The organism is Streptomyces guryensis, assembly GCF_021261325.1.
GTDB classification, from domain to species: domain Bacteria; phylum Actinomycetota; class Actinomycetes; order Streptomycetales; family Streptomycetaceae; genus Streptomyces; species Streptomyces guryensis.
In genome coordinates this window covers 119,046-138,105 of record NZ_JAJSBI010000001.1, presented here as the reverse complement: position 1 = coordinate 138,105, position 19,060 = coordinate 119,046, and the positions used below count along the sequence as shown (strand labels likewise).

Annotated in this window: 17 protein-coding genes and 1 pseudogene; 9 read left to right on the top strand and 9 right to left on the bottom strand. The window is 72.1% G+C overall.

Features of this window, described 5'->3' with window-relative positions; genetic code table 11:
* The first annotated feature begins 43 nt into the window (after positions 1 to 43).
* From eccD to LJ657_RS00630, 3 genes and pseudogenes are all read left to right on the top strand, one after another.
* Complete coding sequence (gene eccD / locus LJ657_RS00640; RefSeq protein WP_232646101.1) at positions 44 to 1,432, top strand: type VII secretion integral membrane protein EccD; 1,389 nt, start codon at positions 44 to 46, stop codon at positions 1,430 to 1,432.
* A gap of 13 nt (positions 1,433 to 1,445) precedes the next feature.
* Complete coding sequence (locus LJ657_RS00635) at positions 1,446 to 2,810, top strand: hypothetical protein (RefSeq protein ID WP_232646100.1); 1,365 nt, start codon at positions 1,446 to 1,448, stop codon at positions 2,808 to 2,810.
* A 37-nt stretch (positions 2,811 to 2,847) separates the two neighbouring features.
* Positions 2,848 to 3,267: pseudogene (locus LJ657_RS00630) on the top strand (zinc ribbon domain-containing protein); the annotation flags it as partial.
* 88 nt (positions 3,268 to 3,355) lie between these two features.
* On the opposite strand, the gene LJ657_RS00625 reads toward LJ657_RS00630, so the two are convergent.
* The 3 genes from LJ657_RS00625 to LJ657_RS00615 are packed head-to-tail and all read right to left on the bottom strand — an operon-like array spanning position 3,356 to position 6,494.
* Positions 3,356 to 4,153 carry a sugar phosphate isomerase/epimerase family protein gene (locus tag LJ657_RS00625; RefSeq protein WP_232646770.1) on the bottom strand — a complete coding sequence of 266 codons (798 nt, stop codon included), beginning with the start codon at positions 4,151 to 4,153 and terminating at the stop codon, positions 3,356 to 3,358.
* A gap of 32 nt (positions 4,154 to 4,185) precedes the next feature.
* Positions 4,186 to 5,340, bottom strand: coding sequence for a dihydrodipicolinate synthase family protein (locus tag LJ657_RS00620; RefSeq protein ID WP_232646099.1), 1,155 nt, complete (start codon positions 5,338 to 5,340; stop codon positions 4,186 to 4,188).
* Entirely contained in the window at positions 5,337 to 6,494 is a 1,158-nt protein-coding gene (locus LJ657_RS00615; RefSeq protein ID WP_232646098.1) for a Gfo/Idh/MocA family protein, read from the bottom strand. Before LJ657_RS00615 ends, LJ657_RS00620 begins: the two co-directional genes overlap by 4 nt.
* A gap of 311 nt (positions 6,495 to 6,805) precedes the next feature.
* On the opposite strand from LJ657_RS00615, the gene LJ657_RS00610 reads away from it, so the two are divergent.
* Entirely contained in the window at positions 6,806 to 7,852 is a 1,047-nt protein-coding gene (locus tag LJ657_RS00610; RefSeq protein ID WP_232646097.1) for a LacI family DNA-binding transcriptional regulator, read from the top strand.
* Between the two features lie 188 nt (positions 7,853 to 8,040).
* Here the strand turns inward: LJ657_RS00610 and LJ657_RS00605 are convergent, their stop codons facing one another.
* Positions 8,041 to 8,769, bottom strand: coding sequence for a class I SAM-dependent methyltransferase (locus tag LJ657_RS00605; protein ID WP_232646096.1), 729 nt, complete (start codon positions 8,767 to 8,769; stop codon positions 8,041 to 8,043).
* Between the two features lie 182 nt (positions 8,770 to 8,951).
* Here LJ657_RS00605 and LJ657_RS00600 point away from each other — a divergent pair, with 182 nt between their 5' ends.
* The 3 genes from LJ657_RS00600 to LJ657_RS00590 are packed head-to-tail and all read left to right on the top strand — an operon-like array spanning position 8,952 to position 11,471.
* Complete coding sequence (locus tag LJ657_RS00600; protein WP_232646095.1) at positions 8,952 to 9,884, top strand: bifunctional helix-turn-helix transcriptional regulator/GNAT family N-acetyltransferase; 933 nt, start codon at positions 8,952 to 8,954, stop codon at positions 9,882 to 9,884.
* Between the two features lie 11 nt (positions 9,885 to 9,895).
* The gene (locus LJ657_RS00595; protein ID WP_232646094.1) at positions 9,896 to 10,696 is read left to right on the top strand and encodes a sugar phosphate isomerase/epimerase family protein; all 801 of its coding nucleotides are present in this window, start codon (positions 9,896 to 9,898) and stop codon (positions 10,694 to 10,696) included.
* Between the two features lie 19 nt (positions 10,697 to 10,715).
* Complete coding sequence (locus LJ657_RS00590; protein WP_232646093.1) at positions 10,716 to 11,471, top strand: LysR substrate-binding domain-containing protein; 756 nt, start codon at positions 10,716 to 10,718, stop codon at positions 11,469 to 11,471.
* Here LJ657_RS00590 and LJ657_RS00585 read toward each other — a convergent pair.
* The 3 genes from LJ657_RS00585 to aroA are packed head-to-tail and all read right to left on the bottom strand — an operon-like array spanning position 11,395 to position 13,959.
* Positions 11,395 to 12,027 (bottom strand): GNAT family N-acetyltransferase, encoded by a 633-nt coding sequence (locus LJ657_RS00585; RefSeq protein ID WP_232646092.1) that lies wholly within the window; start codon positions 12,025 to 12,027, stop codon positions 11,395 to 11,397. The genes LJ657_RS00590 and LJ657_RS00585 overlap by 77 nt on opposite strands.
* Before the next feature lie 14 nt (positions 12,028 to 12,041).
* The gene (locus tag LJ657_RS00580; protein WP_232646091.1) at positions 12,042 to 12,719 is read right to left on the bottom strand and encodes an HAD family hydrolase; all 678 of its coding nucleotides are present in this window, start codon (positions 12,717 to 12,719) and stop codon (positions 12,042 to 12,044) included.
* The gene (gene aroA, locus LJ657_RS00575; RefSeq protein ID WP_232646090.1) at positions 12,709 to 13,959 is read right to left on the bottom strand and encodes a 3-phosphoshikimate 1-carboxyvinyltransferase; all 1,251 of its coding nucleotides are present in this window, start codon (positions 13,957 to 13,959) and stop codon (positions 12,709 to 12,711) included. Before aroA ends, LJ657_RS00580 begins: the two co-directional genes overlap by 11 nt.
* Positions 13,960 to 14,489: 530 nt before the next feature.
* Here aroA and LJ657_RS00570 point away from each other — a divergent pair.
* Together LJ657_RS00570 and LJ657_RS00565 are read left to right on the top strand one after the other, a co-directional pair.
* On the top strand, positions 14,490 to 16,283 hold the full coding sequence (locus LJ657_RS00570) for a glycoside hydrolase family 3 protein (RefSeq protein WP_232646089.1): 1,794 nt from the start codon (positions 14,490 to 14,492) through the stop codon (positions 16,281 to 16,283).
* 165 nt (positions 16,284 to 16,448) lie between these two features.
* Positions 16,449 to 17,084, top strand: coding sequence for a hypothetical protein (locus LJ657_RS00565; protein ID WP_232646088.1), 636 nt, complete (start codon positions 16,449 to 16,451; stop codon positions 17,082 to 17,084).
* Between the two features lie 34 nt (positions 17,085 to 17,118).
* Here the strand turns inward: LJ657_RS00565 and LJ657_RS00560 are convergent, their stop codons facing one another.
* Together LJ657_RS00560 and LJ657_RS00555 are read right to left on the bottom strand one after the other, a co-directional pair.
* Positions 17,119 to 18,540 (bottom strand): S28 family serine protease, encoded by a 1,422-nt coding sequence (locus LJ657_RS00560; RefSeq protein ID WP_232646087.1) that lies wholly within the window; start codon positions 18,538 to 18,540, stop codon positions 17,119 to 17,121.
* Positions 18,541 to 18,637: 97 nt separating this feature from the next.
* Positions 18,638 to 19,033: a hypothetical protein gene (locus LJ657_RS00555; RefSeq protein ID WP_232646086.1), complete on the bottom strand. Its 396-nt coding sequence runs from the start codon at positions 19,031 to 19,033 to the stop codon at positions 18,638 to 18,640.
* Positions 19,034 to 19,060: the final 27 nt, after the last annotated feature.

Sequence of the window (19,060 nt, the reverse complement as noted above, 5' to 3'; positions counted from 1 at the left end):
TCCGGCGGGTCGTCCCCCACCCGGTGATAGGTTCGAACACGTGATGTCTGCGGGGGCCTTGAGTCGTGCGGCGGCCAACGGGTCCGCAGTTGCTCTGAGTCGCGTCACCCTCGTCGGGGAGCGGCGTCGGGTGGATCTCGTGTTGCCGGCCCGGGAGCCGGTCGGGGTGTTGTTGCCCGAGATTCTGCGGGTGCTGGGCGACCGGGTGGGTGAGCGGCCCGAGTCGCGGCATCTGGTGACCGTGGACGGGTCCGCGCTCGGTCACGACAGCAGCCTTGAGTCCGCCGGGATCCGTGACGGCGCCCTGCTGCGGCTCGGGCGGGCCGGGGATGCTCCGTCCGCGCCCGTCGTCCACGACGTGAGCGACGAGGCAGCGGAGGATCTCGGCGGGCGGGCACGACGATGGGGGCCCGAGTCGCTGCGTCTCGTCGCCGGCCTGGCGACCATGGCATGGGCCGCTGCGGGCGGGATCTTCGCGCGGAGCGCCTACGACGCGTCCGTCGTCGCGGCTGCGTTGCTCGTCCTCGCTGCCGTCGCCGGCGGCGCCGGGGCCCTGGTGGGGCGTGGCAGGCGGCAGGACGGGATCGCCGGCACGTTGATCTGCACGGCCGGGGTGCTCGGTGCCCTCGGGGCCTCCGCGCTCGCCGATGACCTCCACTGGTCCGGTGCGCTGCACGTGGGTGCGCCGGCCGCGGTGGGTGCGGTGACGCTCGTGCTGCTGGGCCTGTTCACCCGGTGGGGGCGCGGTGCGCTGGTCGGCGCGGGCGCCGTCGCCGTCACCGTCCTCGGCTGGGAGGGCGCCGTCGCCCTGCAGTCGGGAGCGGGGACGGCCGGGCAGCAGGCACGGGTGGGGGCGGTGCTCGCCGTCGTCTCCGTCGTCGTCCTGGGTGTGCTGCCGCGGCTCGCGCTCATGACCTCCGGGCTGTCCGGGCTCGACGACCGGCGGGCCGGCGGCGTCTCCGTGAGCCGGTACGAGGTGTCCGCGGCACTGACGGCCGCCCATCGCGGGCTGGTGCTCGCCACCGTCACCGCGGCCGTGTCGGCGACCGTGGCGGGGGTCTGGGCGCTGCGTGCGCCCTCCGTGTGGGCTGTGCTGCTCGCCGTCGTCACGTCGGTGGTGGTGGCCCTGCGGGCGCGGGCTTTTCCACTGGTCGCCGAAGTGGTGGTGCTGCTGGCGGGTGCCGCCGTGGTGGCCGTACGCCTGTTGGCGGTGTGGGTGGAGCGGTCCGGTGCGACGGGGCCGGCCCTGGTCGTGCTCGCGGCGCTGGGCGGGCTGTCGCTCGCCTCGCTCGTCGTACAGCCCGCCGAGCAGGTCCGGGTGCTGCTGCGGCGAGCAGGTGACCTGCTGGAGTCCGTCGGCGTGATCGCTCTGCTTCCGCTGCTCATCGGGGTCTTCGGCGTGTACGGGCGGCTGCTCGGCACCATCGCTTAGGGGACGGGACGGCATGGTTCACGGGGAACAGGAGCAGGATCAGGCGCGGGAGCGGGAGCCGCAGGACGACAGCGACGACTGGCGGCGCGACGCGCTGTTCCAGCTCGGACAGCCGGAGCAGCAGCCGGAGGAGCAGCCGGCTCCGGCGCCTTCGGGCGAGGCCGTCGTAGCAGCGGATCCTGCCCTTCCCGGACCCGGCGGCGAGCCCACCCTGCGTCTCGTGCACTCGGCACGAGAGGAGCAGCCGACCGCTGGTGCAGGGCAGTCGGCCCCCGCGGCCGGCCCCATGCCCGCGACAACCGCTCCCGCCCCGCAGTACAGCCCGGCTCCGCCCCAGCCCCCCGCGGCCGCTCCGCCCCCACTCCCCGCAGCCCGGCCCACTCCGCCCGTCACGGCGCCCAGGCCGACGGTCTCCGTCCCCGTGCCCGCCGCCCCTTCATCTCCCGCCACACGCACCTCCACCCCCGAAACCCTGCCCACCCTCGACCCCCGTCTGGCCCTCGCCCTCGGCCGCCCCCACCACGGCGACTCGCTCGCCCATCGCACCGGCCGTACGCTCCGTCGGCTGGCCACCTCCGCCTCGCAGGACGTGGCCGAACAGACGCGGATCGCCCGGGAGTTGCAGCAACCGGTGACCACCGGGCGGGTCATCGCCGTCACGTCCATCCGCGGAGGTGTCGGCAAGTCGACCGTCGCCGCGCTGCTCGGCCGTACCTTCAACCACTACCGGCACGACCCGGTGCTCACGCTGGAGGCGGACTCCGCGCTGGGCACGCTTCCGGTGCGGATGGGTGCGGAGTCGGTGCGGTGGTCGTGCGCCGACCTCGCCCGGATTCTGACGCCGGCCATGCAACTGACCCATGTGACCGGGTACTTGGTGCCGGTGGCCGACGGCGGCTGGCTGCTGCCCGGGAGCCAGGGGAAGGTCGGCGCCCCCTTGGACGTACGGACGTACCGGACCGTGACCCTGGCGCTGCGGCGCTACTTCTCCGTGACGGTCGTCGACTGCGAGACGCTGCCCGGTGACGTCGCGCGTACGGCGATGGACACCGCACACGCTCGTGTGGTGGTCGCGCCCACGACCGCGGAGGGCGTCGGCGCGACCCGGCAAGTGCTGGACTGGCTGGGGCAGTTGCCGCATTCCGCGCTCTCGGCGACCGTGGTGGCCCTCACCGCGAGCTCGCCCGACATGATCCTCGACGTGAAGGCTGCCACCGCGCACCTGAAGGAGACGGGTGTTCCCGTCGTCGTCCTGCCGTACGACCGCCATCTGGCCGGCGGCGGCCCCATCCGAACCGATCTGCTCGGCCGGGCCGCCCAGGACGCGGCCATGCGGCTGGCGGCAGAGGCCCTGCACCGGGCGGTGCGGGCGCACTGACCACCGGCGGCATCAGAACCGCACGCGCATGGCCGCGAAGATCGCCCGGCAACGCCAGGACACCGGCCGCAAGTGGGCCAAGCATGTGGCCCGCGACCACGACGCGATGGCGGTGGAAGACTTCCGGCCCAGGTTCCTCGCGAAGTCGACGATGGCCCGCAAGTCCGCTGACGCCGCGATCGGCGCCACGAAAAGGGCCCTGCCCGAGATGGCCCGCAAACACGGCCGGATCGTGCGCCTGGTGCACCCGGCCCACACCACCATGGACTGCGGCGACTGCGGAGCGAGAGCCAAGCACGCCCTGCCGCTGTCGGAACGAACGTATACCTGCACCGCGTGCGGATCCGTCTCCCCCAGAGACAAGAACCCCGCCCGCGTGATGCTCGTCCGGGCTGGTCTCAACCCGGCTGGCGCCGACGGCGTAAGACCTCCGGGAGCGCCGCTCCCGGAGGCAGCCTGCGCCAGGGATCCCCCTCGTTTACGAGGGGGAGGATTCAAATTCTGCACGAACCTCTATGCGGTTCCAGCGCATTGTTCCGGTGCGGTCAGGCGGCGTGCTCCACGAAGCGCGCGGCCGTCTCCGCCAGCACCTCCCGGCCGTCCCGCGCCCACAACCCGTCGTTGAAGAGCTCGACCTCGATGGGACCGGTGTATCCGGCGGCCTCCACGTACCCCTTCCACTCCCGCATGTCGATCGAGCCGTCCCCGATCTGCCCGCGGCCGGTGAGCACACCCTCCGGCAGCGGCGTGGTCCAGTCGGCGAGCTGGAAGGTGTGGATACGGCCGCCCGCACCCGCGCGGGCGATCTGCGCGGGCGCGTGGTCGTCCCACCAGATGTGGTACGTGTCGACGGTGACGCCGACCTGGTGGGCGGGAAAGCGTTCCGCGAGGTCGAGCGCCTGGGCCAGCGTCGAGACCACACAGCGGTCGGCGGCGTACATCGGGTGGAGCGGCTCGATGGCCAGGCGTACGCCGTGCTGCTCGGCGTACGGGCCCAGCTCGCCGAGTGCGTCCGCGATGCGCTCCCGGGCGCCGTGCAGGTCCTTGGAGCCCGATGGCAGGCCGCCGGAGACCAGGACCAGGGTGTCCGTTCCCAGGGTGGCCGCCTCGTCGATCGCGCGCCGGTTGTCGTCCAGTGCGGCCGCACGCTCCGCCGGGTCGATCGCCGTGAAGAAGCCGCCGCGGCAGAGGGTGGTGACGGTCAGACCCGCGTCGCGGATGAGCTTCGCCGTCTCCTCCACGCCGTGGGACTGGACCGGTTCGCGCCACAGGCCCACGCCCGGTACGCCCAACTCCAGGCAGGAGTCGACCAGTTCGGGCAACGACAGCTGCTTCACCGTCATCTGGTTGATGGAGAAGCGGGAGAGGTCGCCGGTCACTGGGTCACTCCGTACAGGGCGAGAAGGTTCTTCATCCGCTCCTCCGCCAGTTTCGGGTCCGGGAACAGGCCCAGGCCGTCGGCGAGTTCGTAGGCGCGGGCGAAGTGCGGGAGGGAGCGGGCCGACTGGAGGCCGCCGACCATGGTGAAGTGCGACTGGTGGCCGGCCAGCCAGGCGAGGAAGACCACGCCCGTCTTGTAGAAGCGGGTCGGGGTCTGGAAGAGGTGGCGGGAGAGTTCGACGGTCGGGTCGAGCAGGGCACGGAAGCCCGCCACGTCACCCGTGTCCAGGACCCGTACCGCCTGAGCCGCCAGCGGGCCAAGCGGGTCGAAGATGCCGAGCAGGGCGTGGCTGAAGCCCTTCTCGTCGCCGGCGATCAGCTCGGGGTAGTTGAAGTCGTCACCCGTGTAGCAGCGGACGCCCTGCGGGAGCCGGCGGCGGATGTCGATCTCCCGCTGGGCGTCCAGCAGGGAGACCTTGATGCCCTCCACCTTGTCCGGGTGCGCGGTGATGACCTCCAGGAAGGTGTCGGTGGCCGCGTCCAGGTCGGACGAGCCCCAGTAGCCCTCCAGCGCCGGGTCGAACATCGGGCCGAGCCAGTGCAGGACCACCGGCTCGGTGGCCTGGCGCAGGAGGTGGCCGTAGACCTCCAGGTAGTCCTCGGGTCCGGACGCGGCGGCGGCCAGCGCGCGGGAGGCCATCAGGATGGCCTGCGCGCCGGACTCCTCCACGAGGGCGAGCTGCTCCTCGTAGGCCGTCCGGACCTCCACGAGAGACCCGGCGGTGATCTGGTCCGTGCCGACGCCGCAGGCGATCCGGCCGCCGACCGCCTTGGCCTCGGCGGCGCTGCGGCGGATCAGCTCGGCCGCGCCCGCCCAGTCCAGGCCCATGCCGCGCTGGGCGGTGTCCATGGCCTCGGCGACCCCGAGCCCGTGGGACCACAGGTGCCGGCGGAAGGCGAGGGTGGCGTCCCAGTCGACGGCGGCGGGCGCGTCGGGCGACACGTCCGCGAACGGGTCGGCGACGACGTGCGCGGCCGAGAAGACCGTACGGGAGGTGAAGGGCGGCGCGCCGGGAGTGACGGCGAGGGGCTCGGGGCGGGGCTCGTACGCCCTCAGCCCACCCTCGAAGTCGGGGAGTTGGATGGTCACAGGGCGATCTCCGGTACGTCGATGCGGACGCCCTGGGCCGAGGACTTCAGGCCCAGCTCCGCGAGCTGCACACCGCGGGCGCCGGCGAGGAGGTCCCAGTGGTAGTCGGCACCGGCGTAGACGTGCTTGAGGAAGAGCTCCCACTGGGCCTTGAAGCCGTTGTCGAACTCGTCGTTGTCCGGGACCTCCTGCCACTGGTCGCGGAAGGAGTAGGTGGCCGGGATGTCGGGGTTCCAGACCGGCTTGGGGGTCAGGCTGCGGTGCTGGACACGGCAGTTGCGCAGGCCCGCGACCGCCGAGCCCTCGGTGCCGTCGACCTGGAACTCCACCAGCTCGTCGCGGTTGACGCGCACGGCCCAGCTGGAGTTGATCTGGGCGATCGCGCCGCCGTCGAGCTCGAAGATGCCGTACGCGGCGTCGTCGGCGGTGGCGTCGTAGGGCTTGTCGTTCTCGTCCCAGCGCTGCGGGATGTGGGTGGCGGTGAGGGCCTGGACGGACTTCACGCGGCCGAACAGCTCGTGGAGCACGTACTCCCAGTGCGGGAACATGTCGACGACGATGCCACCGCCGTCCTCGGCGCGGTAGTTCCAGGACGGGCGCTGGGCGGTCTGCCAGTCGCCCTCGAAGACCCAGTAGCCGAACTCGCCGCGGATGGACAGGATCCGGCCGAAGAAGCCGCCGTCGATGAGGCGCTTGAGCTTCAGCAGGCCCGGGAGGAAGAGCTTGTCCTGGACGACGCCGTGCTTGATGCCCGCTTCGTTCGCGAGGCGCGCCAGCTCCAGGGCGCCCTCCAGGCCGGTCGCGGTCGGCTTCTCGGTGTAGATGTGCTTGCCCGCCGCGATCGCCTTCTTGATCGCCTCCTCGCGGGCCGAGGTCACCTGGGCGTCGAAGTAGATCTCGACGGTCGGATCGGCGAGGACCGCGTCGACGTCGGTCGAGATGTTCTCCGGGTCCAGACCGTGCTGCTCGGCGAGCGCGCGCAGGGCGTGCTCGCGGCGGCCGACCAGGATCGGCTCCGGCCACAGCACGGTGCCGTCGCCCAGATCGAGGCCGCCCTGTTCGCGGATGGCAAGGATGGAACGGACCAGGTGCTGGCGGTAGCCCATGCGCCCGGTCACGCCGTTCATGGCGATACGCACCGTCTTGCGTGTCACGTCATTCCCTTCGCAGGCGTCGTACACAGCGTCGTACGCGGGTGGTGTGCGCCGCGTCGGCCCCAGAGCGTCACAGCAAGCGCTTTCTATACAAGGAGAAGCTAGCCTCTGAGCAGCGGTCCGGACAAGACCGTGACCGCTTCGAGTTGTTCGAGGGGACGAACAGTGGGGGGTTCTGGCCGTAAGGTCTGCTCGACGTGCTCGGAACCGGGGGCCCGGCGTGGCCTGTCTACGAGGACGTACGACGAGGTACGGACGTACGACGAGGTACGAGAGATGCGCGACGAACCGCGCGACCGGAGGACGACGAGATGACGGTGACCCTGGCGGACGTGGCGGCCCGCGCGCAGGTCTCCCCCGCGACGGTGTCGCGCGTGCTGAACGGGAACTATCCCGTGGCCACCTCCACCCGTGAGCGGGTGCTGAAGGCGGTCGACGAGCTGGACTACGTGCTGAACGGGCCGGCCAGCGCGCTGGCGGCGGCGACTTCCGATCTGGTCGGGATTCTCGTCAACGACATCGCCGACCCCTTCTTCGGGATCATGGCGAGTGCGATCCAGTCGGAGATCGGGGGGCCGGGCGGCCGGGCCGGTGGTGAGCGGCTGGCGGTCGTCTGCAACACGGGGGGTTCTCCGGAGCGCGAGCTGACGTATCTGACGCTCCTGCAGCGGCAGCGGGCGGCGGCGGTCGTGCTGACCGGTGGCGCCATGGAGAACGAGCCGCACGCGGCGGCGGTCGCGTCCAAGCTGCGGAAGCTGACGGACGCCGGGACGCGGGTGGTGCTGTGCGGGCGGCCGCCGGCACCGGACACCGCGGCGATCGCGCTGGCCTTCGACAACCGCGGGGGCGGGCAGCGGCTGACCGAGCACCTGATCGGGCTGGGGCACCGGCGCCTCGGCTATATCGCGGGGCCGGAGGAGCGGACGACGACGCGGCACCGCCTTGAGGGGCACCGGGCAGCGCTGGCCGCGGCGGGCATCGAGGAGGATCCCCGGTCGACGATGTGGGGGCGGTACGACCGGACGTCCGGGTACGAGGCGACACTGGAACTGCTCCGCCGGGACCCGTCGCTCACGGCGGTGGTCGCGGCGAACGACTCCGTCGCGCTCGGGGCGTGTGCGGCGCTGCGGGAGTCCGGGCTGCGGATTCCGGAGGACGTGTCGGTCGCCGGGTTCGACGATCTGCCGTTCAGCGTCGACGCGGTGCCCGCGCTCACGACAGTGCGGTTGCCGTTGGCGGAGGCGGGGGCCCGGGCCGGGCGGATCGCCATGGGGCGGGAGGAGCCGCCGCCCGGGGGGACGGCCACGGTTCGGGGGGAGCTGATGGTGCGGGGGTCCTCCGGGGTGCCGCGGGGCTGAGGGCGCCGTTGCGTGGATCGACATCCGGCGCTTGCCGTGCCGTCGGCTGGGGACTTGCAGCCCCCAGACCCCCGCTTTCGGCCCTGAAGGGGCCTCGTCCTCGAACGCCGGACGGGCTGGGATCGCCGGGCCTGCGCCGATGACGCGGACCGGCGCCGAGGGTCCGCCCGACACAAGGGTGCGGGCCCCTACAGGCCGGTTCCGTCCTTCACCGCCAGGAAGCCTTCACCGGTTCCATCCTTCACCGCCAGGAAGCCGAACAGCTCCGGGACGCCGGGTGCCGGGCCCGTCTCCGTGGTGCGGGTGAGGTGCAGGCCCGCGGTCGACGTGGCGTTCAGGAGGTCGGACAGGGGGATGTGCCAGGCGCCGACCCGGGCCCGTACGCCCGCCGGGTTCCCGCCGTCGAAGCGGCGGGAGCGGTCGGCGTAGGCGGGGCCCACCACCACCCTCGGCGGGTCGGTCCGGTCCGCGAAGGCGCCGACGAAGCAGGGGTGCACGCCCAGATGCACGAACCGCCCGCCGGGCTCCAGCACCCGTGCGATCTCGCGCAGCACCGCCGCGTAGTCCGGCACGTCCGTGCTCGCGAGCACGCATACCGCGGCCGGTACCGAGGCGTCCGCCAGCGGGAGCGCCGTCGCGTCGGCGGCCGCGACCGGCAACCGCCGTACCGCATGGCGCAGTTGACCGCGGGAGAGGTCGACACCCACCGGCGTCCAGCCCAGTCCGCCCAGCCGGGACGCGTGGGCGCCGGTGCCGCAGCAGACGTCGAGGCACCTTCCGCTGCCGCGGCCCAGCAGGTCGCCGAGGGTCGCGCGGACCCGCTGGACGTAGTCGCCGACACCGTCGGCCGACATGTGCTCGTCGTACCAGTCGGCGTGTTCGTCGTACGCCGCGGTCGTGGTCACCGTCGTCTCCATGACCGCGATGCTAGGGAGCGCCCCCGGGCGCGTGAGGCGCCGTTCGCTCACAGCTTCCACCGGGCCGTCGCGCGGGGTAGCCACGGCGGTGGGGGTGTCCTAGTCTCGGACCCGGTGCTATCTCTGACTGAGTCAACTATCTGGTTCACGTATCCGGGACAACCATCCGGGGGTCGACACTCATGACCGTCCAGGACATCCGCACGTTCAACCGCTTCTACACGAACGTCATCGGCGCCCTCGACTACAGCCGTCAGCTGTACGCCCCGTACACCCTGACCGAGTCCCGCGTCCTGTACGAACTGGCGCACTCCCCGCGAACGGACGCGGCCGACCTGCGGGCCGAACTCTCCCTGGACGCCGGGTACCTGAGCCGGATCCTCAACAAGTTCGAGTCGGACGGGCTGATCGAGCGCACCAAGTCCGCCGACGACACCCGGCGCCGCCGCGTCTCGCTCACGTACCTCGGGCGCGAGACGGCCGCCCTGCTCGCCGAGCGTGCGAACGAATCCGTGGGCGCGCTGCTGTCCACCGTGCCGGCCGCCGACCGGCCGCGTCTGGCGGAGGCGATGCGGGCCGTCCGCGAGATCCTCTCCGACGGGCGCCCGCCCCGCCGCGAGGACGTCGTCCTGCGCGAGCCCGGTCCGGGCGACCTGGGCTGGATCGTGCAGCGCAACGCCGCGCTGTATGCCGTCGAGTACGGCTTCAACGCCGACTACGAGGGACTGGTGGCGCGGATCGTCGCCGACTTCGCCGAGGACCACGACCCGCATCTGGAGCGGGTGTGGATCGCCGAGCTGGACGGGCGGCCGGTGGGATGCGTGATGTGCGTGCGGGACGAGGCACCGGGCACGGCCCGGCTGCGGCTGCTGCTGGTCGAGCCGGATGCGCGCGGGCTCGGCATCGGCGACCGGCTCGTACGGGCCGTCGTCGACTTCGCGCGCGTTGCCGGCTACCGCGAGCTCGTCCTGTGGACCAACGACGTCCTGGCCGCCGCCCGCCGCATCTACCAGCGCCACGGCTTCGTGCTCGTCGCCGAGAAACCGCACCGTTCTTTCGGACAGGACCTGAACGGCCAGGACTGGCGCCTGGACCTGCACGGCACCCCCGAGTGAGAGTGGGAACCATGAGATTCGCGTTCTCCACCCTCGGCGTCCCCGGCCTGCCCATCCCGGACGTGGTCCGGCTCGCGGCCACCCACGGCTACCACGGCGTCGAACTGCGCGCGCATCCGGAGGAGCCGGTCCACCCAGGCATCGACCTCGCCCAGCGGGCCGACGTGGCCGCCGAGTTCAAGGCGGGCGGCATCGAGGTGCTGGGCCTCGCCGGGTACGCGCGGGTGGCCGCCCCCGGCGACGACGGCCCGGTGATCGACGAGATCCGTGGCCTCCTCGAACTCGCCCGCGACCTCGGCGCCCCGTACATCCGGGTCTTCCCCGGCGCCGACCACGAACAGACCGTCCAACGCGCCGACGCGGTGGCCGCCCGACGGCTCGGCACGGCCGCGGAGCACGCCGCTGACCTCGGCGTACGCATCCTCCTGGAGACCCACGACTCGCACCGCAGGGCCGCCGACGTGATCCGCATCCTCGGCCGGGTCGGACACCGCCATGCCGGCGCCCTCTGGGACGTCATGCACACGTGGCTGGGCGGCGAACAGCCCGCGGAGTCGTTTGCGGCCCTCTCCCCCTACCTGGGCTACGTCCAGGTCAAGGACATCGCCTCGGCCGACGACACGACCCCGCTCGCCCTCGGCGCCGGCGTGCTCCCGCTCACCGAGACCGTGGAGGTCCTCTCCCGGCACGGCTGGGACGGCTGGCTGTGCTGGGAGTACGAGAAGCGGTGGTACGAGGAGGCCGCACCGCTGCCGGAGCTGCTGGCGGCGGGGCGGGAGCATCTGGGGCGGTTGCTGAACGACTGCGCGTAGCGCTCCGCGGGCTGTACCGATGTGCGGCTCCGCGGCGCTGCGCCGGACGCCCGGTGATCCTCGCCGCCCCGTCCAGGCACCGTTCATCGGGTGCTTCTCCAGCGGGATCCTGGGGCTGCTGCCCGGGGTGCTGCGGGCGCCGGCCGGACGGCTGCCAGGGGTGCGCGTGGACGTCGTGGAGGCGGAGCCCCCGGACCTGTTCACCGCGCTCGACGCGGGCCAGGTCGACGTGGCGCCGGCGGTGGACTTCGCGAGGGCGCCGCCGCACACGGACGACCGGTACGACCGGGTGGACCTGTTCACGGACGTCCTGGATCTGGTCGTACCGGCCGGGCACCGCCTCGTCGGCCGGGGCCCGGTGGCCCTGCGGGCGCCGGCGCGTGACGCGTGGATCGTGGGGGCGGCGCACGGCCGCTGCGGGGCGGTGGCGCGTTCGGTGTGCGCGGCGGCCGGATTCACGCCGGACGTGCGGCATGCGGTGAACGACCGGGGTGCGCCGGCGGCGCTGGTGGAGGCAGGGCGGCGGGTGGCGCTGATCCCGCGGCTGGTGCGGCCGTCGTATGCGCGCCGCCGGGTGGCGGTGCTGGAGACGGAGGGGGAGCCGGCCTCGCGGAACGTGTTCGCGGCGGTGCGGACGGGGGCGGAGGCGGTGCTGGCGGCGGTGCGGGATCAACTGCTGCTGAGCGGCGCCGAGTCGATCACACGCCGGCCGCCACGAACGCCGCCACCCGCTGTTCCAGCCGCTGCCGGGAGTCCGGCCACTCCGCCGCCGTGATGGAGAAGATCGCGGAGTCGCGCAACCGCCCCTCCTCCCCCGGCACCCAGGACCGCGACCAGTTCCTGAGGACGCCCTCGAAGCGCGCCCCGACGCTCTGGATCGCCGCCCTGGAGCGGCTGTTGCGCGCGTCCGTCTTCAGGTCGACCCGCGACACGCCCCACACCTCGAAGGCGTGCCGGAAGAGCAGCAGCTTGGCCTCGGCGTTGATGCCCGTGCCCTGCGCCGACCGGGCCAGCCACGTGAACCCGACCTCCACGGCGTCCAGTTGGTCGTCCGACTGCCAGCAGCGCGGCTCCCAGTACGAGGTCGCGCCCATCGCCCGCCCGGTCGCGACCGACACCTGGGCGTACGGCGCGAGCCGTCCCGTGGCCGCGCGGGCGAGCTGGGCGTCGATGTAGCCGCGTACCTCATCGGCTCTCGGCACCCAGGTGAACTCGTATGTGCCGCGCTCCTCCTCCGCGGCCAGCGCCAGATCGGCGGCATGCCGGTGCTCCAGCGATTCGAGGCGCACCAACTCGCCTTCCAGCAACGGCCCTTCAAGTGCGTGACCCACCCGGCGACTCCCCTTCAGAACAGTTCGACGATCTCGCTCAAGTCGGTGATGGACGGGACCGGCATCCCGGGCGCCCCCGCCACCGCCCCGTCCCGGCACAACACCCGCCCCGAATAACCGAGTTCGATCGCCGCCGCCACCAGCTCCGGGTCGTCGTCCACGAACACGCACTCCGCCGCCCGCAACCCCAACGCGTCGCTCGCGTGCCGGTACATCCGCGGGTCCGGCTTGCGGCAACCGAGGACGGCCGAGATCGCGTACGCCTCGAAGTAGCCGCCGATGCCCAGCTCGTCGTGGGCCTCGGCCAGCCCCGGCCACGCGTCCGACACGACCGCCATGCGAACGCCTCGGTGGCGGAGCTCCGCCAGGGTCTTTGCGACGTCGGGGTAGGTCTCGAGCACCATGTTCACCGGAACCTCTCGGAGCAGTTCGGCGAGCAGCGCCGGAGTCGGCTCCAGGCCCAGGTCACGCAGCAGTACCCGGTGGTAGTCGTCGTAGTCCGGCGTCGACTCCGAGGCGGCGAAGAAGTCCTCCCCCGCGGCGATCGCCCGCGCGAACCGCTCCGGTGTGACCGTCGGGTCGTGCGCGAGGATCGTCGTCTCGAAGTCGGCCCTCGGGTTCCAGCGTCCACCGACCGGACGGATCAGTACACCGCCCGAGTCGAAGAGAACGGCCCGCAGCTCACCGGTCATCCCCCAGCCCACTCCTCAGCTCCGCGAACGCCTCATGAAAGCCCGGGAAAGTCTTCCGTACACAGCCGGGGTCGTCGAACGAAATACCCGGCACCCGCAGCCCGGTGACCGCGAAGGACATGACGATGCGGTGGTCGCCGTGCGTCGTGATCTCCGCACCGGTTCCGGACGGCACCCCGGGCCGGATCTCGATCCGGCCCGGGCCCGTCTCCACCTCCACCCCCAGTCGCCGCAGGTTCTGCGCGCAGGCCTCCAGCCGGTCGCACTCCTTCACCCGCGTGTTCGCCACGTCCTCGATCCGCACCGGCCCGTCCGCGAACGGGGCGATCGCGGCCAGCGTCGGCATCGTGTCCGAGATGTCCCGCATGTTGACCGTCAGGCCGCGCAGCACCCCCGTCCCCCTGACCGTCGTACCGTCCGGGCGCACCGACACCTCCGCGCCCATCCTCCGCAGCACGTCGACGAAGCCGAGGTCGCCCTGGAGCGCCCCCGTGCCCAGCCCCGGCACCGTGACCTCGGCGCCCGGGGTCACCGCGGCCGCCGCGAAGAAGTAGCTGGCCGTCGACGCGTCGGGCTCGATCGCGTACGTGGTCGCCCGGTAGCCGCCCGGCGGGACCACGAACACATCGCCCTCCCGCTCCGCCGCCACCCCGAACTCCCGCATCATCGCGATCGTGATCTCCACATAGGGGACGGACACCAGATCGGTGACCCGGATCCGCAGGCCCTTCCGGGTCAGCGGCCCCAGCAGCAACAACGCCGTCAGGTACTGCGAGGACTGCCCTGCGTCCAGGACCACCTCGCCGCCCTCGACCCCCGCCGCCCGCACCGTCAGCGGGTGGTGTCCCTCCGCCTCCTCGTGCCGCAGGTCGACCCCCAGGTCGCGCAGGGCGCGGGTCAGGGGCAGCAGCGGCCGGCGCCGCATCTGGGCCGACGCGTCGAAGCGGTACGTGCCGTGCCCCGCCGCCGCCAGCGTCGGCAGGAAGCGGGCCGTCGTGGCGCCGTCCCGGCAGTACACGTCCGCCTCACTCACCGAAGGGCCCTGCGGACGGCCGTCCACCTGCCAGGCGTCCCGGGTCCGGCCGACGCGATACCCGAGCCGGACCAGCCCCTCGGCGAAGCCCTCGGTGTCGTCCGAGCGGAGGGGCCGTACGAGGGTGGTGACTCCGTCGGCCGCCGCCGCCAGGAAGAGCGCGCGGGCGGTGAGGGACTTGGAACCGGGGATGGTGACTACGGGCATACCCTCATGATCGGCCGAGCACGGGCCAGATCGCCTCCCCGTCCACGGGATGGACGACTTCCCGTCGCCCCCACGTCACCGAGACCGGCTGCACGCCCCGACCCCGGACACCCGCAGCCACATGTCGTCCGCGATCGCAGAGACCGTACGCACCTTGCAGGAGCAGTGGCCGACCATCATGTCTCACCCGCCTCGTTGACCCCTCGGGCACCGACTTCCGGGAATCGCGGGGAACGCGGGAACCCGCCCCGAATACGGTTCGTCCAACCCGCAAGCTGCCGGAAGAGTCTCCGCCGTGCGGTGTCGGCCCTCGCTGCTGGCTGCGATCGCTGACCCACCCTCTCCGCCGTACTGCGGCCGGCAGCACGCCGCCATCGGCGCGCCCCCCTCCAACAGCGCCGATGGCGGCCCCTCGACGAAAGCCCCTGCCCTGCGCGCTCCCTTGACCGGCAGAAACTTCCCGGATATTGACTCCCTCACGGAAGTTTCCTTCAGTCGATCTCCAACGGATCACTCCGGAAGGAGCGCACGTGCCCTCCAGACGTACCGTCCTCGCCGCCACCGCGGGCGTCACCGCGGCTCTGGCCATCGGCACCACCGCCGAGGCCGGCACCCCCGGCGACAAGAAGCTCCGCTCCCTCGTCTCCCGCATGACCCTGGAGGAGAAGGTCGGCCAGCTCTTCGTCATGCGGGTCTACGGCCACTCGGCCACCGACCCGGACCAGGCCGACATCGACGCCAACCTCCAGGAGATCGGCGTCCGCACGGCCGCCGAACTGATCGCCAGGTACCACGTCGGCGGCATCATCTACTTCACCTGGGCACACAACACCAAGGACCCCCACCAGATCGCCGACCTCTCCAACGGGATCCAGCGCGCCTCCCTCACCCGGCCCCGCGGCCTGCCGGTCCTCATCACCACCGACCAGGAACACGGCATCGTCTGCCGCGTCGGCCGGCCCGCCACCCTCTTCCCGGGCGCCATGGCCATGGGCGCCGGCGGCTCCCGCGAGGACGCCCGCACCCTCGGCCGTATCTCCGGCGCCGAGCTGCGCGCGATGGGCATCAACCAGGACTACTCCCCCGACGCCGACGTGAACATCAACCCGGCCAACCCGGTCATCGGCGTCCGCTCCTTCGGTGCCGACCCCGACGCGGTGGCGGGCCTGGTCGCCGCCGAGGTCGCCGGGTACCAGAGCTCGTCGGTCGCCGCGGCCGCCAAGCACTTCCCCGGGCACGGGGACACGGCCGTCGACAGCCACTACGGCTTCCCGGTGATCACCCACAGCCGGGAACTGTGGGAGAAGCTGGACGCCGTGCCGTTCCGGGCGGCCGTCAGGGCGGGCATCGACTCGATCATGACCGCGCACATCCAGTTCCCGGCCCTGGACGGCTCCGGCGACCCGGCCACCCTCTCCCACCCGATCCTCACCGGCATCCTGCGCGAGGAGCTGGGCTACGACGGGGTGGTGGTGACGGACTCCCTGGGGATGCAGGGCGTGCGGACCAAGTACGGCGACGACCGCGTCCCCGTGCTCGCCCTCAAGGCCGGCGTCGACCAGCTCCTCAACCCGCCCGACCTCGCCACGGCCTGGAACGCCGTCCTCAAGGCCGTGCAGGACGGCGAACTCACCGAATCCCGGCTGGACGAATCGATCCTGCGCATCCTCAGGCTCAAGGCGAGGCTACGGCTCTTCGACGCCCCCTACGTCAGCCGGAACGGCGTCGACCGCACCGTGGGCACGGCGGAGCACCTCGCTGCCGCCGACCGCATCGCCGAGCGCACGACGACCCTGCTGGTCAACGAGGCGGGCCTGCTGCCGCTGTCCCGGCGCACCCACCGGAAGGTCCTGGTCGTCGGAGCCGACCCGGCCTCCCCCTCCGGTACGACGGGACCGCCCACCGGCGTCCTCGCAACCGCCCTCACCGAACTGGGCTTCGCCGCGACCGCCCTGTCCACGGGCACGGCCCCCTCCGCGGCCACCATCGCCACGGCGGTCGCGGCGGCGCGGGACGCGGACGCGGTGGTCGTGGGCACCTACAACGTCACCGCGGGCAGCTCGCAGCGCACGCTGGTCGAGCAGCTGGCGGCGACCGGGAAGCCGGTGGTGGCCCTCGCCGTCCGCAACCCCTACGACGTGGCCCAACTCCCGTCCGCCTCCGCCCACTTGGCCTCGTACTCGTGGACCGACGTGGAGCTGCGGGCGGCCGTGCGGGTCATCGCGGGCCGTGCGGCACCGCGGGGCAGGCTGCCGGTTGCGGTGCAGCAGGCGGACGATCCGGCGAAGGTGCTGTATCCCATCGGGTACGGATTGTCGTACTAGCACCAGGTGCGTGCGGCGCCGGTACGTCGGGCGTAGGGGGCGTACGTCTCACACCCGGCGTGCAACCCCAAACTGACCCAAAGCCTCCCGCGCGTCTGGCGTGCGCCCGCTGCGGCGGGTCACGCTGGACGCGGGTCATCTGGGGAGGTGCCCGGGGGGTTCGCGATGCGTGAGAGAAGTTCCGTGGGGGTGGTCTGCGCACTGCTGGTACTGGTCGCTGCGCTGCTGACCGGCTGCCAGGTGCTGAGGGCCGGGGCGGGCGACGACGGCCCGGCCGGCGCGACACCGAGGGCGACCACGACGCAGCCCTCCGGCTACGGGGCGGTGTTCCTGGCCGTGGACGAGTGCAGCTCGTTCGGTTCGACGAGCTTCACCGAGGTGCCGTGCACCAGCGAGCGGGCGGCGGCCCGGGTCGTGGCCCGCTACGACGGCACGGTGGGCGGGGGTCCGCTGTGCCCGGCGACCACGGACTTCGTCCTGCACATCAGCCGGCAGAGCCCGTCCTCCGGCGAGGACGGCGACGGCTCGATCCCGCAGGGCTACGCCTGTATGCGCAACCTGGAGCCCCCGCATCCCGGTGACCCGGGCGGCGGGGGCGGCCCCCGCACCATCGTCGGCGACTGCGTCTACGGCTCCGGGAGCGGGCAGGTCCGCGAGACGGCGTGCGACGGCAGCGGCAAGCGGAAACCGCAGTACAAGGTGGCGAAGGCGGTCGCCGGGCGCGCCCAGTGCCCCGCGGCGACAGCGCTGTACGTGCAGCTGAACGGCGCGGAGCCGGTGGGCTGCGCCCGGCGGGTGTGAACAACTGCCGGGCGCAGCATGGGAGTCGGCAGATCTACGGGCGCATGGCCGGCTCGCGCTCCACTCCCCGCACGTCCAGCCTGCTGTCGAACCTGGCCAGCGGCTTCGCCGTGGCCGTGGAGGTGGCGGGGACACCGGCCCACTGCAGGATGCGGGCGGTGGCCAGCGCCTTCTGGTCGGCGACCAGCCCGGCGACGTTGGCGCCGTGGTTCAGCCCGGGTGCCGTGAAGACGTAGGAGTCCTCCGCGCCCTTGCCGACGCGGAAGCGCTCCGCGCCCCACGGGTCGTTCTGGCCGTAGACGAAGAGCATGTGGTGGGCGTGGTGCCGCACCCAGGAGTCGACGTCGCGCATCGCGTACGGCTGGAACTTCATCGGGATGTCGCGCGGGACCAGGTTCCGCGGCGACTCGTAGCCGTACCGGATGTACTGCTTCTCGATGTACGGGAAGTGGATGTCCGGCGCGCCCAGCTGTGTCCCCGCCTGGTAGTAGTACGGCGTGTACTGCTCCAGGCCCTGGTCCGCGTAGGCGGAGAAGCCGGAGATGGTGTCCACGGAGTCCCAGATCGCCTGGTCGGTCGCGGTCCTCGCGTCCGCCGGGACGGTGGCGCAGTCGGACAGCAGGCTGTACTGCCAGAAGCCCCATACGTAGTCGAGGACGACGGCCTCGTACGCCCGGTCCAGGCTGCCGATCGTGGTGAAGGTGTAGCCGTTGTCCGCCGCGTAGGCCGCGTACTTCTTCTCCAGCGGCTCCCGGCGCACGAGCGCCTCGCGCTGCACGGCGTTCAGCCGGTCGCGGCACTCCTTGGTGCCCACCTTGGTGAAGAAGCGGTCGTAGGCGGAGTCCTCGTCGTTGACGACGTCGTTCGGGGCGACGTACGCGACGACGCCGTCCATGTCGCGCGGATAGAAGCGCTTGTAGTAGGTGGCGGTCATACCGCCCTTCGAGCCACCGGTGGAGATCCAGTTCTTCGTGTAGATGGACTTCAGCGCCTTGAAGACACGGTGCTGGTCGCTGGCCGCCTGCCAGATGTCCAGCTTGCTCCAGTCGGCCGGGTCGGGCCGGGAGGGGGTGAAGAAGCGGTACTCCATGGAGACCTGGTTGCCGTCCACGATCTGGGTCGGCTCGCGGCGGCTGGGGGTCGTGGAGACGTTGTAGCCGCCGGTGTAGAAGACCGTCGGGCGGCTGACGTCCTTGTGCAGCACGGTGATCCGCTGCTGGAACGTGCCCTTGGACGGGTCGCGGTGGTCCACCGGCTGGGTGTAGTCCAGGACGAAGAAGCGGTAGCCGGTGTACGGCTTCTCCTCGATCAGGCTCATCCCCGGAATGGCGAGCAGCTGATCCTTGATGTCGGTCGTTCCGGTGGCCTCCGGCTGTGCGGCGGTGGCCGCTCCCGCCGTGCTCAGCGTGCCTATGAACACGGCGAGCGCGAGCAGCCATCTGAGCGCCTTGCGCATGCACCCTCCCCTGTGAGTCAGATGTGCGAGCGGAAGCTACCGGAGCAACTCCGTTACGCACCAGGGGAGATGGGGGATTACTGCTGTGATTGGCGGGTTAGTAGCGCTTCCAGCCACCGGAGTCGTACGACCCCCGGCCGACCGAACCCTTGATCCACACCTTGCGGTGTCCGACGTACGAGCGGACCGGGCCGGCGTGCTGCGCGAACAGCCCCTTGTCGACGACCGGTTCAAAACCGCGGGCCTGCAGGCTGACCATCATCGGGCGCTTGCCGCCGCCGCTGTTGGGAGCGGTGACGGCGCAGAGGTAGTTGCCGTCCTTGTAGAGCCTCACGGAGCCGGTGGAGAAGGTGAACGTCCTGATCTTGCGGCCGGAACAGGACGAGGGGTCGGCGGCCTGTGCCACCCCCGGCGCCGCGAGCGCAAGCAGCCCGGAAGCGGTGAGCACACCGAGGACCGCCCCGAGCCGCCGCCGTATCGCACCACTGTCCACTGTGATCCCTCCCGTACCCCGACGATG

Bases quoted from the DNA above. Each gene is read 5' to 3' on its own strand.
- eccD (WP_232646101.1), top strand. From the start codon at position 44: ATGTCTGCGGGGGCCTTGAGTCGTGCGGCGGCCAACGGGTCCGCAGTT.
- LJ657_RS00635 (WP_232646100.1), top strand. From the start codon at position 1,446: ATGGTTCACGGGGAACAGGAGCAGGATCAGGCGCGGGAGCGGGAGCCG.
- LJ657_RS00610 (WP_232646097.1), top strand. From the start codon at position 6,806: ATGACGGTGACCCTGGCGGACGTGGCGGCCCGCGCGCAGGTCTCCCCC.
- LJ657_RS00600 (WP_232646095.1), top strand. From the start codon at position 8,952: ATGACCGTCCAGGACATCCGCACGTTCAACCGCTTCTACACGAACGTC.
- LJ657_RS00560 (WP_232646087.1), bottom strand. From the start codon at position 18,540: ATGCGCAAGGCGCTCAGATGGCTGCTCGCGCTCGCCGTGTTCATAGGC.
- LJ657_RS00625 (WP_232646770.1), bottom strand. From the start codon at position 4,153: ATGACGGTGAAGCAGCTGTCGTTGCCCGAACTGGTCGACTCCTGCCTG.
- LJ657_RS00590 (WP_232646093.1), top strand. From the start codon at position 10,716: ATGTGCGGCTCCGCGGCGCTGCGCCGGACGCCCGGTGATCCTCGCCGC.
- LJ657_RS00580 (WP_232646091.1), bottom strand. From the start codon at position 12,719: ATGACCGGTGAGCTGCGGGCCGTTCTCTTCGACTCGGGCGGTGTACTG.
- LJ657_RS00595 (WP_232646094.1), top strand. From the start codon at position 9,896: ATGAGATTCGCGTTCTCCACCCTCGGCGTCCCCGGCCTGCCCATCCCG.
- LJ657_RS00605 (WP_232646096.1), bottom strand. From the start codon at position 8,769: ATGGAGACGACGGTGACCACGACCGCGGCGTACGACGAACACGCCGAC.
- aroA (WP_232646090.1), bottom strand. From the start codon at position 13,959: ATGCCCGTAGTCACCATCCCCGGTTCCAAGTCCCTCACCGCCCGCGCG.
- LJ657_RS00565 (WP_232646088.1), top strand. From the start codon at position 16,449: ATGCGTGAGAGAAGTTCCGTGGGGGTGGTCTGCGCACTGCTGGTACTG.